17 protein-coding genes are annotated in these 15,164 nt (G+C 61.6%); 7 read left to right on the plus strand and 10 right to left on the minus strand.

The window, feature by feature from the left end:
• Positions 1-23: 23 nt before the first annotated feature.
• The 4 genes from LB577_RS11240 (at position 24) to LB577_RS11255 (ending at position 2,527) form a co-directional block, all read left to right on the plus strand.
• The gene (locus LB577_RS11240) at positions 24-545 is read left to right on the plus strand and encodes a hypothetical protein (protein ID WP_224686756.1); all 522 of its coding nucleotides are present in this window, start codon (positions 24-26) and stop codon (positions 543-545) included.
• Positions 538-1,152 (plus strand): hypothetical protein, encoded by a 615-nt coding sequence (locus tag LB577_RS11245; RefSeq protein WP_224686757.1) that lies wholly within the window; start codon positions 538-540, stop codon positions 1,150-1,152. Before LB577_RS11240 ends, LB577_RS11245 begins: the two co-directional genes overlap by 8 nt.
• 124 nt (positions 1,153-1,276) lie before the next feature.
• Positions 1,277-1,741, plus strand: a complete 465-nt coding sequence (locus tag LB577_RS11250; RefSeq protein ID WP_224686758.1) for a DUF488 family protein — start codon at positions 1,277-1,279, stop codon at positions 1,739-1,741.
• Positions 1,742-2,527, plus strand: coding sequence for a hypothetical protein (locus LB577_RS11255; RefSeq protein ID WP_224686759.1), 786 nt, complete (start codon positions 1,742-1,744; stop codon positions 2,525-2,527).
• A gap of 63 nt (positions 2,528-2,590) precedes the next feature.
• Here LB577_RS11255 and LB577_RS11260 read toward each other — a convergent pair whose 3' ends face one another.
• The 6 genes from LB577_RS11260 to LB577_RS11285 form a co-directional block, all read right to left on the minus strand.
• On the minus strand, positions 2,591-6,379 hold the full coding sequence (locus LB577_RS11260) for a vitamin B12-dependent ribonucleotide reductase (protein ID WP_224686760.1): 3,789 nt from the start codon (positions 6,377-6,379) through the stop codon (positions 2,591-2,593).
• Between the two features lie 664 nt (positions 6,380-7,043).
• Entirely contained in the window at positions 7,044-7,355 is a 312-nt protein-coding gene (locus LB577_RS11265) for a PilZ domain-containing protein (protein WP_023764226.1), read from the minus strand.
• A gap of 108 nt (positions 7,356-7,463) precedes the next feature.
• The gene (locus LB577_RS11270; protein ID WP_224686761.1) at positions 7,464-7,952 is read right to left on the minus strand and encodes an NUDIX hydrolase; all 489 of its coding nucleotides are present in this window, start codon (positions 7,950-7,952) and stop codon (positions 7,464-7,466) included.
• A gap of 213 nt (positions 7,953-8,165) precedes the next feature.
• The gene (gene gpt, locus LB577_RS11275; protein WP_013895807.1) at positions 8,166-8,666 is read right to left on the minus strand and encodes a xanthine phosphoribosyltransferase; all 501 of its coding nucleotides are present in this window, start codon (positions 8,664-8,666) and stop codon (positions 8,166-8,168) included.
• A 116-nt stretch (positions 8,667-8,782) separates the two neighbouring features.
• Complete coding sequence (locus LB577_RS11280; RefSeq protein ID WP_023764228.1) at positions 8,783-9,616, minus strand: universal stress protein; 834 nt, start codon at positions 9,614-9,616, stop codon at positions 8,783-8,785.
• A 139-nt stretch (positions 9,617-9,755) separates the two neighbouring features.
• The gene (locus tag LB577_RS11285) at positions 9,756-10,499 is read right to left on the minus strand and encodes a competence/damage-inducible protein A (protein WP_224686762.1); all 744 of its coding nucleotides are present in this window, start codon (positions 10,497-10,499) and stop codon (positions 9,756-9,758) included.
• Positions 10,500-10,659: 160 nt separating this feature from the next.
• Between LB577_RS11285 and LB577_RS11290 the strand changes: the two genes are divergently transcribed.
• Positions 10,660-11,676 (plus strand): alpha/beta fold hydrolase, encoded by a 1,017-nt coding sequence (locus LB577_RS11290; RefSeq protein ID WP_224686763.1) that lies wholly within the window; start codon positions 10,660-10,662, stop codon positions 11,674-11,676.
• 53 nt (positions 11,677-11,729) lie between these two features.
• Positions 11,730-12,017 (plus strand): hypothetical protein, encoded by a 288-nt coding sequence (locus tag LB577_RS11295; RefSeq protein WP_023764231.1) that lies wholly within the window; start codon positions 11,730-11,732, stop codon positions 12,015-12,017.
• 111 nt (positions 12,018-12,128) lie between these two features.
• Here LB577_RS11295 and LB577_RS11300 read toward each other — a convergent pair whose 3' ends face one another.
• The 4 genes from LB577_RS11300 to LB577_RS11315 all read right to left on the minus strand — a co-directional run bounded on the left by LB577_RS11300 (position 12,129) and on the right by LB577_RS11315 (position 14,373).
• Entirely contained in the window at positions 12,129-12,368 is a 240-nt protein-coding gene (locus tag LB577_RS11300; protein ID WP_013895802.1) for a DUF2188 domain-containing protein, read from the minus strand.
• A gap of 28 nt (positions 12,369-12,396) precedes the next feature.
• Positions 12,397-12,675 carry a DUF982 domain-containing protein gene (locus LB577_RS11305; protein ID WP_013895801.1) on the minus strand — a complete coding sequence of 93 codons (279 nt, stop codon included), beginning with the start codon at positions 12,673-12,675 and terminating at the stop codon, positions 12,397-12,399.
• Positions 12,676-12,821: 146 nt separating this feature from the next.
• The gene (locus tag LB577_RS11310) at positions 12,822-13,139 is read right to left on the minus strand and encodes an SH3 domain-containing protein (protein ID WP_023776228.1); all 318 of its coding nucleotides are present in this window, start codon (positions 13,137-13,139) and stop codon (positions 12,822-12,824) included.
• 130 nt (positions 13,140-13,269) lie between these two features.
• The gene (locus LB577_RS11315) at positions 13,270-14,373 is read right to left on the minus strand and encodes an NADH:flavin oxidoreductase/NADH oxidase (protein ID WP_224686764.1); all 1,104 of its coding nucleotides are present in this window, start codon (positions 14,371-14,373) and stop codon (positions 13,270-13,272) included.
• A 157-nt stretch (positions 14,374-14,530) separates the two neighbouring features.
• Here LB577_RS11315 and LB577_RS11320 point away from each other — a divergent pair, with 157 nt between their 5' ends.
• Positions 14,531-15,127, plus strand: coding sequence for an NUDIX domain-containing protein (locus tag LB577_RS11320; RefSeq protein WP_224686765.1), 597 nt, complete (start codon positions 14,531-14,533; stop codon positions 15,125-15,127).
• Positions 15,128-15,164: the final 37 nt, after the last annotated feature.

Raw genomic sequence — 15,164 nt, forward strand, 5'->3', positions numbered from 1 at the left:
CAACGCTTTCCCAGAGACATTTGATGATCACCCGCAAACTGGTCTTCGTCTTCCTCGGCCTGCTCGGCCCGATGCAGGCAGCGACCGCCAAGGAATGCCTGCTGAGCCATGCCACCTATCGCGAGCCGCGCTCGGGCGCGGTGATGCAATTCCGGCCGATCGACAACGAACCGGCGGCACTGACGGCCGAGGTGTTTTCGCTGACCGTTCCCAACACCGGCACAAGCTTGCCGGCCGACATCACCTGGACCAATGGCAAGAATTCCTTTCCGCTCGGCACCATCCGCCACGCCTGCACCGATGAGGACCGCGAGGCGGGCCTGCAGGATGGCAGCGGGCTGTGCAGGATATGGGACGGCCAGATCTATGCCTTGACCGGCGGCGGCGCCGAGCAGTTGAACGCGCGCGAAGCCACGCCCGCGCCGAAAGGGCTGCTTCTGCCCGATTTCGGCGTGGCTTTCACCGAATGGGCCGATTTCGCCAACGCCAATCCGGAAGGCTCCGCATGGGATGCCTTCGCCCTGACAGGATGCAGCGATGAATAGCGCCGTGAGATCGATCGCCTGGGCCTGTGCCCTGTCTGCGTCCGCGACGATGGCCGACGTGGCGCGTGCCGACGAGCCGTCGCCGTCGCGACCGCCGATCGATAAATGCGTCTGGGAAAGGCTGGCCGACAAGACGATCGGACTGGCCGCTTGGGCACAGCGCTGCGACTTCGGCTTCCGCCAGATCCATTTCGAGTTCGCCGGCAACGCTCTCGCCATCAAATACAGCGACGGCGGCGCGGCCGATCCGCTGGTCGAGGTGTTCGACATCAAACCGGGCGAAACCGCCGAGGCTGCCTTGCAGCGCCTGTTCCTGGAAAAGACCGACAAGGCCGTCAGCGATCGCTGTGTGCTGATGCCCTACACTGAGGTCGCCGTGCCCGCCGGCCTCAAGCGCTACACATTCAGCCCCAACGCCGCCTATGCGAAAGAGCTGAAAGCGCTTGTCGATCCCAACGAGGTACCCGAACCGCCCTGCGGCGAGTGGGGCGAAATGCCTGACGGCATCCAGTATTTTGAGGTGCCGGCGGGGCGCAAAGTGCTGTTCGTGCGTGCGGGCCAGGACGAGCCGCTGTTTGATGAGCAGACGCTGCGGGTGTTGCCTTAATGCCCGTCGAAACCGGCCATGGCTGCATCGTGAGCCCTTACGTGTGAGCTAGTGGTTGATCGCGCGTCACGCTTCGGACAAGTTTGGTCGCCTATGACCATCACAACAGACAATGAGATGTCCCATGGCGCTACTGACGATTGGCTATGAAGGTTCCGAAATTGACGACTTCGTATCCGTATTGAAGGCAGCGAAGGTCGAATTGCTTGTCGACGTGAGGGATCTACCTCTGTCGAGAAAACCAGGCTTCTCCAAAAATTCACTCAGGAGCCATCTACAAAACTCTTCGATCGACTACAGACACACAAAAATCCTGGGTGACCCCCGAGAAGGGCGGTTGGCTGCTCGGAGCGGTGATCGTCCACGGTTTGAACGTATCTTCAGAAGCCATATCGCGAATGAGGCAGCTGGAAAAATAATCCGCGAATTGGCCTTGCAGGCAGAAACAAAAAACATCTGCCTAATGTGTTTTGAAAGAGATCACAAAGACTGCCATCGCTCTATTATTTGCGAAGAGATATTGAAAATTAAGAAGAGTTCAATTAAAAATATTGGTGTGCCGAAAGGTTTTCGTCTAAAGGCTGCGTGATTGGCATCTCTCTCACCGCGCGACTCTGCAGTGATTTTGGTAAAGGCTGCGCCGCGGGTTGGAGAAACTCACGGCGAGCTAGTCTGTTGTGCAGGGTTAGATTTCAACGGTAACTGGATTCGGCTATACCCAGTAGCTTTCCGAACCCTGGAGGATGCCCAGAAGTTCGGTCGATGGGATACCATTGAGTATGGCTGGAGCCTTCCTAAAGGCGACCAACGAAGTGAGAGCCGAAGGCTAGAGCATAAGTCTCTCGTAATAACAGGCAGTTTGTCTGAAAAATCACGTGCTCAATTCCTAGCTCGGCATGTTGTTCCTAGTCTTAATACCGAACTGGAGGAAGGTCGAAGTTTAGCGCTTATTCGGCCGAAGAATCCTGAGTTTGTGATTGAAAGAAAAGACGTTGCTACATTTGAGAACGAGAAAGCGCGATTTCGGTTGTGGCATGACCAAGAGGCTAACAGCCTGTTTGGATTTTTAGGCAAGAGCTTAGTTCCTTATGAGCCGGCTCCATTTCTTTTCAAATATAAATACGAAACGGCGGATGGGGCACGAGAAGGAACTTGTCAGGATTGGGAGATAGAGGCAACTTTTCTCAAGTGGCAACGGATCTATGGCGAGACAGATACGCTCCGAAAGATGACCGAAAGATTTGGGGTCGAGTACTCGAGAAAAGGTTTTGTTCTCGCGATGGGGACACACAAAGCCTATCCGCAATGGCTAATTAATGGTGTGATCCGGCTCGACCACGGGGTTGAGAGCGAAATCCAAGAATCACTTTTTTAAATAAACTCGGCCCGATCTTGCGACCGGGCCGTTGATGTTACGCATTAGCAGCTAGGTTTTCTCTCAGCTGCACCCGCTCGTGGCGCCGCACGTATCGCACTTCTCGCAAGTCCCGTTGCGCACCATGGTGAAATTCTGGCACTCGGAGCAGGAATTTCCGGTGTAGCCCTGGAGCAGTGACTTGGCGCGGCGGTCGGCAGCGAGTTTCTTCGCTTCGGCCGCTTCGTTCGCTGCCGCGTCGGTGAACAGGGCCGCTGTGACGTCCGCGGAAACGCTGGCTGCGTCGGCCGCTTCCTCGAAGGCGATGTCTTCCGCCAACTCCTTGGCCCGGTCCTCATAGTCGCGCTTGTAGGCGACCGCCTCGTCGCTGGCCGGCTTCAGCGCCAGCACGTTGGAGCCGGAGAAGGCTGTCGGCGCCGAGCGGGCAGGGGTGCCGGTGGAACCGCCGGCAAAGCCCTTGGGATCGTTGCCGCTTGCCCTGGAAACCAGCTTCACCGGCGAACCGCGGGTCAGGCCCTTGGAGACGGCGTCGGTCTTGCCTTCGCTGATGTTGCGGCCAAGTGCGGTGTTGGAGAAGTCCGACTGGTCGACATGGGCGAGGTCATTGCGGCCGAGATAGGAGATCGCAAGCTCGCGGAACACGTAGTCGAGGATCGACGTCGCGCTCTTGATCGCGTCATTGCCCTGCACCATGCCGGCCGGCTCGAACTTGGTGAAGGTGAAGGCGTGCACATATTCGTCGAGCGGCACGCCGTACTGCAGGCCGAGCGAGATGGCGATGGCGAAGTTGTTGAGAAGGCCACGCAGCGTGGCACCCTCCTTGTTCATGTCGATGAAGATCTCGCCGAGGCGGCCGTCATCATATTCGCCGGTGCGCAGGAAGATGGTGTTGCCACCGATCTTGGCCTTCTGCGTGTAGCCCTTGCGGCGGCCGGGCAGCTTTTCCTGCTCGCGCGACACGCGCTCGATGATGCGTTCGACGATCCGCTCGGTGATCTGCGCGGCGCGCGCGGCGGCCGGTGCCTGGATCAGCTGATCGAGGGCTTCGTCCTCGTCGTCCTCGACATCGGCGAGCAGCGAGGAGTTCAGCGGCTGCGACAGCTTCGAGCCGTCGCGGTAGAGCGCGTTGGCCTTCAGCGCCAGCTTCCACGACAGCATGTAGGCGCCCTTGGCGTCTTCCACCGTCGCGTCGTTCGGCATGTTGATGGTCTTGGAGATGGCGCCCGAGATGAAGGGCTGTGCCGCCGCCATCATCTGGATGTGGCTGTTGATCGAAAGCGAACGCTTGCCGATCTTGCCGCAGGGGCTGGCGCAGTCGAACACCGCCAGGTGTTCCGCCTTGAGGAAGGGCGCGCCTTCCAGCGTCATGGCACCGCAGACATGGATGTTGGCGGCCTCGATTTCCTTTCGCCCGAAGCCCAGCGCCGGCAGCATCTCGAACGAGAAGTCGTTGAGCTGCTCGTCGGTGAAGCCAAAGGTCTCCTTCACCCAGTCGGCGCCGAGCGTCCACTGGTTGAAGACGAACTTGATGTCGAAGGCCGACTTCAGCGCGGCATTGAGCGCCGCAATCTTCTCGTCGGTGAAACCCTTGGCCTTGAGCGAACCGGGATTGATGCCGGGCGCCTGGTTGAGGTTGCCGTGGCCGACCGCATAGGCCTCGATCTCGGCGAGCTGGGCTTCGGAATAGCCGAGCGTGCGCAGCGCTTCCGGCACGGCGCGGTTGATGATCTTGAAATAGCCGCCGCCGGCGAGCTTCTTGAATTTCACCAGCGCGAAATCGGGCTCGATGCCGGTGGTGTCGCAATCCATGACCAGGCCGATCGTGCCGGTCGGCGCGATCACGGTTGCCTGTGCGTTGCGGTAGCCATGCTCCTCGCCAAGCTCGATGGCGCGGTCCCAGGCGGCTTTCGCATGATCGGCCAGCGCCTGCTGCTTGAGGTCGGAGGCGACCAGAGGCACCGGATTGACGGCCAGCTTCTCATAGCCGTCCTTGTCGCCATAGGCGGCGCGGCGATGGTTGCGCATGACGCGCAGCATGTTCTGGGCATTGCGGTCGTAGTCCGCGAAGGCGCCGAGCTCGGAGGCCATTTCGGCCGAAGTGGCATAGGCGGTACCGGTCATGATCGCGGTGAGTGCGGCGCAGATGGCGCGGCCCTCGTCGGAATCATAGGGAATGCCCGAGGTCATCAGCAGGCCGCCGATATTGGCGTAGCCGAGACCGAGCGTACGGTATTCGTAGGAGAGCTTGGCGATCTCCTTCGACGGGAACTGCGCCATCATCACCGAGATTTCGAGCACGATGGTCCACAGCCGGACCGTATGCTCATAGGCGGCGATATCGATCGTGCCGTCGGCATTGCGGTAGGGCAAAAGGTTGATCGAGGCGAGGTTGCAGGCCGTGTCGTCGAGGAACATGTATTCCGAGCACGGGTTGGAGGCCCGGATCGCACCGGCCGACGCGCAGGTGTGCCAGTCGTTCATCGTCGTGTTGAAATGCAGGCCCGGATCGGCCGAAGCCCAGGCGGCGTAGCCGATCTTTTCCCAGAGGTCCCTGGCCTTCAGCGTCTTCAAGACCTTGCCATCCTTGCGGGCGGTCAGGTGCCAGTCGCCATCCTGCTCGACGGCGCGCAGGAAATCGTCCTTCAGCGACACCGAATTGTTGGAGTTCTGGCCCGAGACCGTCAGGTAGGCATCCGAATCCCAGTCGGTGTCGTAGGTCTTGAACGACATCGAGGTGTAGCCCTGTTTGGCGAACTGGATGACGCGGTAGATGTAGTTCTCCGGTACGGCCGACTTCTTGGCCGCCTTGATCTCGCGCTTCAGCGCGGTGTTGATGGCAGGATCGAAGCAGTCGTCGTCATGGCCTTCGCAGTTGACGCAAGCCTTCATGATCGCTTCGAGATGCTTCTTGACGATCTTGGAGCCGGTGACCAGCGAGGCCACCTTCTGCTCTTCATTGACCTTCCAGTCGATGAATTCCTCGATATCGGGGTGGTCGGCGTCGACGATGACCATTTTCGCCGCGCGCCGCGTCGTGCCGCCCGACTTGATGGCGCCCGCCGCGCGGTCGCCGATCTTGAGGAAGCTCATCAGGCCGGACGATCGGCCGCCGCCGGACAGCTTTTCGCCTTCGCCGCGCAGAAATGAGAAGTTCGAGCCGGTGCCGGAGCCGTATTTGAACAGGCGCGCTTCACGCACCCACAAATCCATGATGCCGCCCTCGTTGACGAGATCGTCCTGCACGCCCTGGATGAAGCAGGCATGCGGCTGCGGATGCTCGTAGGAGGACTTCGACTTGGTCAGCTTGCCGGTGAAGGGGTCGACATAGAAGTGGCCCTGGCTCGGGCCGTCGATGCCGTAGGCCCAGTGCAGGCCGGTGTTGAACCATTGCGGCGAATTCGGCGCCACGCGCTGCGTGGCCAGCATGTAGGCAAGCTCGTCGCGGAAGGCGAGCGCGTCGTCCTCCGACCTGAAGTAGCCACCCTTGTAGCCCCAATAGGTCCAGGTGCCGGCCAGCCGGTCGAAGACCTGGCGAGCGTCGATCTCGGAACCGTAGCGCTCGGCTTCCGGCAGCTTGGCAAGCTCGGCCTCGTCGGCGACCGAGCGCCACAGGAAGGAGGGGACGTCGTTCTCTTCGACCTTCTTCAGCCGCGCGGGGACACCGGCCTTGCGAAAATACTTCTGTGCCAGGATGTCGGCGGCGACCTGGGAGAACTGCGCCGGCACATCGATGTTGTCGAGGCGAAACACCACCGAGCCATCCGGATTCTTGATCTCGGAAAGCGCCTTGCGGAATTCGATCTCCGCGTAAGCAGATTGTCCCGGCTTGGTGAAACGACGCTCGATGCGCATTGGTCCTGTCCCTTTTGTCTATATATAGCGCTTTCGTCAGGGGATTTCTGCCCCCGATGCGAAACACGCATGTCCGCCGTCTGCCGGCGTTCGAAAACGGCCGGCTCTCCATTTCGCGGTCTCCGTCGGTCCTTGCTGGTCAGGCTCCTTGCGAAGCGTATGTCCAGCGTCCGACGGACCCTCGCGGGTCCCTCAAATCTGATTTTTTCGATTCCCTCACTTGAGGGAAATTCACACTATCTAGCGTCGAACCTACCTGCAAACACTAAATATAGTGTTAACAGACAATTTATTCCAGTCCGACAATTCTCCCTTTTTGTCGCCCCGCCACCCACAATCCCAACGCTTCCGCCGGCCTCGTAAACAGGCGGAAATGCGGGCAAAACTCACATAATCCGGGAAAAAGACCGGGCTCAGAACTTTCCGGTCGCGCTCTCAACAGGAGCACATGGCCTATAAAAGGCGACTCGTTTTGCGCCGTCAAGGATTCGTTTGCGTAGCTTTTGTGACCCCAACATCTTGTGTGTCACATATGTGGATAACGGGGACAGATTGACCCGCCGCGATCACTATCTTTCCGGCGACGGGATGCGCGCCGCCGATGGTCGGCGCGACGGCACTCGAAAACGCTTCAGCTCACAGCAAAAGCGCCAGCCCCGAAAAATCAGCCGTAGTGCAACTTCGGCTTTGGCTCGATGCCGGTGAACTTCACGCCAATCCGGTCGTTGCGGCGCCAGCGGACCTCGCAGCGATAGGCGACGCCGTCGAGCGGCACATAGAGAAGGAAACGATCCGGAACCCGGGACTCGAGCGGTACCTTCAACTCGGCGCCGCCCGCATGCTGATTGCGCACGGTAACGCCGACTTCCGAGTTTTGAATGCCGGTGATGATAGTTCCGCCCTTGAGCACGCGCGGACGATGCTCGCGCTGCGGCTCGCCGGGACCTTGCTGAAGGTTGTCTACGGGCTTCATCATCAATCAAACGCCAGATTGATCGATTTGTAGCGGAGAAAAATTAGCAAACCATTCATTGGCACAACCACAAGGTTGTGAATCGGCCATGATGCACGCGCAAGGGGTGGGTTAGGAGAACCTGTGCGGGTCGGCGCAGAAATAGGCGATGATCTGGCAGAGGTCCGGTTCGTTGACCATGCGCACCGCTTCGCCGGAACTGACCCATTTGCGGGTGCGGGCGCGCTTTTCCTTCCAGCGGTCGGCGATCTTTTCGACGTGCAGCGGAAACACCAGCACCTCGCAGGGCACTTCTTCACCCGAAGCCAGCACCTTGGCATAAAAGTAGCGGCCGGCTTCGAGATGGGAGACGGTTCCGCGCAATCCGGCTTCCTCGCCGGCCTCGCGCGCTGCCGCCTCGCAAAGCGGCTCCCTGGCCTCCGGCCAGCCCTTGGGCAGCACCCAGCGGCCGGTGTCGCGGCTGGTGATCAGCATGATCTCGACACCGTTCCCGGTATCGCGCCAGGGCAGGGCGGCAACCTGCAGACGGCACGGCGCAGTGCCGAAGAGTCGCCGGACCCTTTCGGCCAGATGGTTGTGCGTCGTTGGCCTCGTCAACATCGGAGAAGCTAGCCCCAGCCTCCAGAATCGTTTGCCGTCTCACGAATCTTACGGCGAATCGTAATCTATAAAAGTAAAAAACTTCATATGGACCGGTAAAAATTGCGCCATCGCCCCCTGATCCCACAAAATATTGTACCTTCAGCTGCCTATTTGGCAGCAAAAGGCACTTGCCGAACTCGTGCCGAGTAGAATGAGAGTTTGTTCTGCGAATCAGCCTGCGTGATCGTCGGCGATCGGCTTCTGATAGGTGAAGCCCATATCCCAGGGGAAATAGATCCAGGTGTCCTGGCTGACCTCGGTGACGAAAGTATCCACCAGCGGCCGGCCCTTGGGCTTGGCGTAGACAGTGGCGAAGTGGGCCTTCGGCATCATTGCCCGCACGATGCCGGCGGTCTTGCCGGTATCGGTCAGGTCGTCGATGATCAGCACGCCGACGCCATCGTCGGCCAGCAGAGCCGGCGTGACTTCCTTGAGCACCTGCAACTGCCCCTGGCTGGTGTAGTCGTGATAGGAGGCGACGCAGACCGTTTCGATGACGCGGATGCCGAGTTCGCGCGAGATGATCGCCGCGGGCACCAGTCCGCCGCGCGTGATGCAGACGATGGCCTTCCATTGACCCTTGTTGGTGCCGGCAAGCCGCCAGGCAAGCGCGCGGGCGTCGCGGTGGAACTGGTCCCAGGAGACCGGGAAAGCTTTTTCGGGAAGGGACATGTCTCGCGCACTCCGCAGCACGCGAGGACCGCGTGCGAGAAAACAGGGGAATGCGCGCGGAATTAACTGGAAAACCTTGGGCTTGGCAAGGGCGGTCGGCAGTGATCGCTGTGGACTTATCGCGACAGGAAGGCCGCCACCTGCGTTGTGCGCAACACCGTGCGCGTCACGCCGCCGAACAGGAGCTGGCGCAGCCACGAGTGACTGTAGGCGCCGAGAACCAGAAGATCGGCGCCGGTCTCGGCGATCCTGTTCTGGATCATGTCGTCGACCGACGTGCCGCCCGATTTCTGCACCGAGACGCTGACCGTGGCACCGTGGCGTGACAGGGCCGACGCGATCTCGGCACCGGCGGCTTCCGGGCTTTCGTCGAGTGTTTCGGGCGGATCGATGACCAATATGTCGGTTTTCTCCGCCTCGATGATGAAGGGCAGGGCGTCGAAGGCGGCGCGCGCAGCCTCCTTGCTGCCGTTCCAGGCAAGCAGCACGTGCTTGAAGGTGGTGACCAGCGGCCCTGCATGCGGCACCACAAGCACCGGTCGTCCGGCATCATAGACCAGCGTGTCGACATCCGCGCCCGGATCGCCCCCGGTGTCGCGCTGGGCGGCGACAATAAGATCGGCGGCGCGCACCGTCGAAATGCCGGTCAGCGCGCTGTCGCCGGAGAAGCTCTCCAGGCTGCGCCATTCGAAAGAAAGGCCGGAATCCTCGATGCGCCTGAGGAAGACGGCCTGCAGCTTGTCGGCGCGCTCCCGGTTCATGTCGGCCGACACCTGCAGGAACTCGGTATCCGGAAAGCCGGTCGCCGATGTGTAGGGCACCGGAAGCGCCTCGGCGTGGATGCCGATCAGATGGCTCTGGAAACGGCTGGAGAGCGGAATGGCGCAATCAAGCACGCGCTCGGCGTCTTGCTCGTTCTGCAGAATGGCAACGATGGTCTTGAAACGCATGGCGATCCCTCAATCTGGCGAGGCGTTCGATCTCGCGTGCAGGGAAACGCCGCGATGTCTTGCTTGGTTCCGGCTGGAGCCGTCCCCTGGGAGAATTGCGCCAAACGGGAACTGCGTCAAAACAAGGAGATAGCGCGGATCAGCCTGCCTTGGCGGCGAAACCCGCGACCATCGCCTCGACATCGGCGCGCGCGGCGTCAAGCGCGTCCTGGCTGCGGGCGCGCACGACCAGTTCGGTCCAGAACTTGCCGTCGCCATATTTCGGATAGGAGCCGATGATGGTGTCCGGATGCGCTTTCTGGATATCGCCCAACGGTCCGCCGACAAGGCCTTCGCCAAACGGACAGTGCACGGTCGCCGACAGCATCTTCGTACCGGCTCTCAGCGTCGGCACGACATTGTCGAGCATGGCCTGGAAGATCGAGGGCACGCCGGCCATGACGTGGACGTTGCCGATGCGGAAGCCGGGCGCCACGGACACCGGGTTGTCGATATGGTCGGCGCCGCGCGGCATTCTTGACATGCGCTTGCGTGCCTCGGTGTATTCGATGCCGCGCTCGGCATAGCTCGCTTCCAGCAGCGCATAGGCCTTGGCATCGTATTCGCAGGGCACGCCGAACGCCTTGGCGATCGAATCGGCGGTGATGTCGTCATGGGTCGGGCCGATGCCGCCGGTGGTGAACACATAGGTGTAGCGTGCGCGCACCGCATTCACCGCCGCGACGATCTCTTCCTCTTCGTCGGGAACGATGCGCACTTCCTTCAGGTCGATGCCGATAGCCGTCATGATGTCGGCGAGGTGGCCGATGTTCTTGTCTTTGGTGCGGCCGGACAGAATCTCATCGCCGATGACAAGCATGGCGGCGGTCACGATTTCAGGCATGGAAGGCTCCGGCAGGACGGGTCGCCTGAAATAGCGCGGCACGCGGCTGTCGGCAATGCCGGCCGAGCGATGATATCCGGCAATATCCGGTCCGCTTCGACGCGAGGTTGCGGCGCGACCGGATGCAGCTAAGCTGACCTCGTTCTGATCCGGGTGAACGATGCTCCTGTCGATTCTGTCGTGGCTGGTGGCCGTTCTGCTGCTGCTGGCGGTCCTCGCCATCGGCTGCCTTGTGCTGGCGACATTGTGGATCGCGGCCAAGGCCGAAAGGCTGGTGCCGCCGGTCGGAAAATTCATCGAGATCGACGGCAACCGCATTCACTATGTCGATGTCGGCGATGGACAGCCGATTGTCTTCCTGCACGGGCTTGGCGCTCAACTCCACCACTTCCGCCACACGCTGTTCGCGCATTTCGGCCCGGGCTACCGGCTGATCGCGCTCGATCGTCCGGGATCGGGCTATTCGGTTCGGGCGCGCGGCGCGACGGGCCGATTGCCCGAACAGGCAGAGCTCGTGCGGCGTTTCATCGAAACGCTGGGCTTGGAGAAGCCGCTGGTGGTAGGCCATTCGCTGGGCGGCGCCATCACGCTGACCCTGGCCGTGGAACATCCCGAAGCGATTTCGGGCATCGCCTTGCTGGCGCCGTTGACCCATATGCAAGCCGGCATGCGCGAGAACTCCGGCTTGCTCAATATTCCATCACCACTCCGGCGCTGGATCATGGCCTACACGGTCGCGATACCGACGAGCCTGCGATATGCGCGGCCGACCATGGAATTCATCTTCGCCCCGCAGGCTTTTCCAGCAGACTACATGGTCGACGGCGGCGGCTGGCTCGGGTTGCGGCCAGCCCATTTCCAGGCAACATCCGCCGATGTCGTGGCCATCGAACGCGATCTCGGCCGCATCGAGCAACGCTATGGCGAGATCGCCATGCCCGCCGGCATCCTTTTCGGAACCGCCGATGGCGTCATCGACATCGGCATCCATGGCGAGCCGATGCAAGGCAAGATCGAAGGGCTCGACTTCGAACCCGTCGACGGCGTCGGCCACATGCCCCAATTCGTCGAACCGGAACGGGTCGCGGCCTTCATCCAACGCATGGCCGCTCACGCATTTCGTGATGCAACTTCACCGCCGCTTCACAAGGAATTCAAGGAACCATTCGGCGGATGACCGGTTTGCCGAGTGTCGCACGCAAGGCGACAAAGACGAAATGGAGTGATCCAATGTACAAGAAACTTCTCGCAGCGTCCGTTCTGACGATCGGTCTCGCCACATCTGCCATGGCGCAGTCGTCGGACGGCACCTATTCCAACGATCAAGATTGGCTTCACCACAACTGGCTCTGGGGCAACGAAGACTCCTCGAGCGTTGACCGGACCACGACCGGAAGCATCAATGCGGACGGTTCCGGGCTGAACACCTACGGCAACACTGGACCCTGCGCCTTCAATACCCCTGGTCCAGATGCCAATGCCCAGGGCAACATCAACGACCAGTACTGCGGCAAATAGCCAGCCGGGGCCCCGTGCTGGCCGCGGGACGTTTTTCTCTCCTTAGGTCCGCGGCCGGCGCGCGACGATCAGGCGATCAGGCTTAAGGTTGCATATCAATAGGCTGCGAAATCAGTCGGAGACCTCGGTCTGCGGCCGATCGCGGCCATCAGCCAGTTCCTCGTGCCATTTGCCCTCGGCATCCTCATATTGGATGCCGTCCGTGGAGCCCGCCACCTGTTGCTCGGCTGAAGCGATTTCGGCTGCGCGCAACGCGTCCTGATGCGTGGGAAACGTCTCCGAGAAAGTAGCGCCGACCTTGTAAGCCCAGCCGCCGTCATGTTCGACGATCTTGTAAGTCAGCTTCGCCATGAAAATCTCCGGTTGAAAGTCCGCCTGCTCAATGCAGCCGGTCGTCGGACAGTCTGTCGTCTGGCACCAGCACTTCCGATTCCCTTGCGGCCTCGATCAGTGCTCGACGCGCATCCGCTGTCGAACGATAACCTTCCAGCACTTTGAGGCAAGTGTCGAGGGCATCACGATGGCGCGGGCCGCGATTGAGCGGCCACACCGTCATCAGGCATTCCGCCGCCTCCTGGGCGCTGCGGATTTGCCGGTATTTGCCGACATGGCCCAACTCGACCACGACGGGCGTTTCAAAAGGTTTGTTGTCCATCATGGCCGCAACGCAAAGCAGCCAATTTGGTTGCAAAAATGGCCTTCAGCCTGCGCCCAAAAGTCGCGTCGCGCTTGCGACGCGCTTCGGTCTTCGTGTGATGCGTATCCCAAAACCGGATCCAGTTTTGGGCGACATGCGCGGCCACCTCAGTAGCCGCAATCGTTGCGCAGCCAGCGCGCGTTCGCCCAGCCGGTCGTGCCGCCGATTTCGACCCGGTACCAATTGCCGCGCCGGTCGAAGATCTCGGTGTGATCGCCATTGAACAGCTGCCCGATCATCCGCGACGACGAGTTTGGCCGCGTCCGCACGGCGAGAAAACCGCTGCCCGTCGCCAGATTGTAGCGGCCGGACAGGCCGTGCACCGTACCTTCGCAATATTGCGCGCCGGCCGGCGTCGACGCGTTAAGCCAAAGCCCGGCCACAGCCACGAACGCTGCTGCCGGCAAGAATGCCCTCATCGACATGATGTTCTCCCCAAGCCCGGCCGCGCCCGCCGCGGCCTTACCCAACGTAACAGGTTGCGGCCGGAATTGAAGCGGGCGAACTGCCCAGGATCGCGGGCAGGAGAGCGCCGGTTTCAGGAAAACGGGCCAGTCAGCCCACCGCTTTCATCCAATGTTCCATCGTCGTCACCGAGCGGGCGAGCTGCGGCGCCGGATGGATCTTTTCGCTGAACGTGGCGGCCGCACGCCATCCCCAGCGCGGGTCGGCGAGGAAGGCACGCGCCAGCGCCACCATGTCGGCGCGGCCCTCGGCGATAATTGTCTCGGCCTGCTTCGGATCGTCGATCAGGCCGACCGCGCGGGTCGGGATACCGGCGCCCCTGCGCACGGCTTCCGCCAGGTGCACCTGGTAGCCGGGGCCGCTGGGCAATTTCTGCAATGGCGAATTGCCGCCGCTGGAGCAGCAGAGATAAGCGACACCCTCGGCCTTCAGGGCTTTCGCCACCTCGATCGCGTCCTCGACGTCGAAGCCGCCATCGACCCAGTCCTTCACCGACAGCCTTGTGCCGAGCATCAGCTTCGGCACCGCTCGTCTCACCGCCCTGGCGATTTCGACGACAAGACGCATCCGGTTTTCCAGCGAGCCGCCCCAGCGGTCCGTGCGCTGGTTGGACAGCGGCGACAGGAACTGGAAGATCAGGTAGCCATGCGCGGCATGCAGCTCGATGAAGTCGAAGCCGGCGCGTTCGGCCCGCCTCGCGGCCTCGGCGAACCGCTCGATGAGTTGCAGGATCTCCTCGTCCTCCAAGGCGTGCGGCACGTTCCAGCCGCTGTCGTAGGCGATGGCCGAGGCCGAGACGGTCTGCCAGGGATCCTCGTCTGGCTGCAGCGGGCCGCCACCCTCCCAGGGCTTGCGGTTCGAGGCCTTGCGGCCGGCATGGGCAAGCTGCGCGCCGAATTTCGTGCCGGGGGCGGCCACCCGCCTGGCGGCGTCCAGCGTCCGCCGCGCGGCGGCTTCATTGTCTTCGGAATAGAGGCCAAGGCAGCCATGGGTGATACGCCCGCGCCGCTCGACATCGGTCATCTCCACCGTGACCATGCCGGCGCCGGACATGGCAAGGTTCATCCAGTGGTAGAGATGCCAGTCGCTGGCCGATCCATCCTCGGCGGAATACTGGCACATAGGCGCCACCGCGATGCGGTTGGGGAAGGTCAGCCCGTCGAGCGTGATCGGCTGGAAAAGCGATGTCGTCATGAAGAAACTCCGGGGAGGGGAATGCGCTATTTAGGGAGCGGACCTCTTCCATACCACACACGAGACAGTGAAGCGCACTGGACCAATCGCTGGTCCGATTGCGCCGGCGCCGGTTCGCGGCTACGCCTGCATCCGCCAGCAAGCACCGAGGTATCCCATGGAAGATCGCGTTCGCATCCGCTCGGAAGAGGTTCTGTCTGACGACTGGGCGGTCCTGAAGAAGACCGTGCTCGACTATCGCCGGCGTGACGGGCAGTGGGAGACGCAGATCCGCCAGACCTATGATCGCGGCGACGGCGCGGTGATCCTGCCCTACGACCCTCAGCGTTCGACCGTGCTCCTGGTGCGCCAGTTCCGCTATCCGGCCTACGTCACCGGCCACCGCGAACCGCTGATCGAGGCCTGCGCCGGCCTGCTCGACGAAAACGATCCCGAGACCGCCATCCGCAAGGAGGCCGAGGAAGAGCTCGGTTACCGGCTGAAGGATATCGAGCGGCTGTTTTCGCCATATATGAGCCCAGGCAGCGTCACCGAGCGGCTCTGGTTCTTCATCGCCCGCTATTCACCCGCCGACCGCATCTCGGCCGGAGGCGGCGCGGCTGAAGAAGGCGAGGACATCGAAGTCCTGGAAATGCCGCTCGACGAAGCGCTGGCCTGCATTGCCGATGGCCGCATCATCGATGCCAAGACGATTATTCTGATCCAGCATCTGAAGCTGAACCCGATGGCGCCGGCTGGCTCGGAAGCAACCTAATTCAGGCGCGAGCGTTCAAACAGGGACATGGCGCCAA

Source organism: Mesorhizobium sp. B283B1A, from assembly GCF_020165735.1.
In the GTDB taxonomy this organism is placed as follows: Bacteria; Pseudomonadota; Alphaproteobacteria; order Rhizobiales; family Rhizobiaceae; genus Mesorhizobium; species Mesorhizobium opportunistum.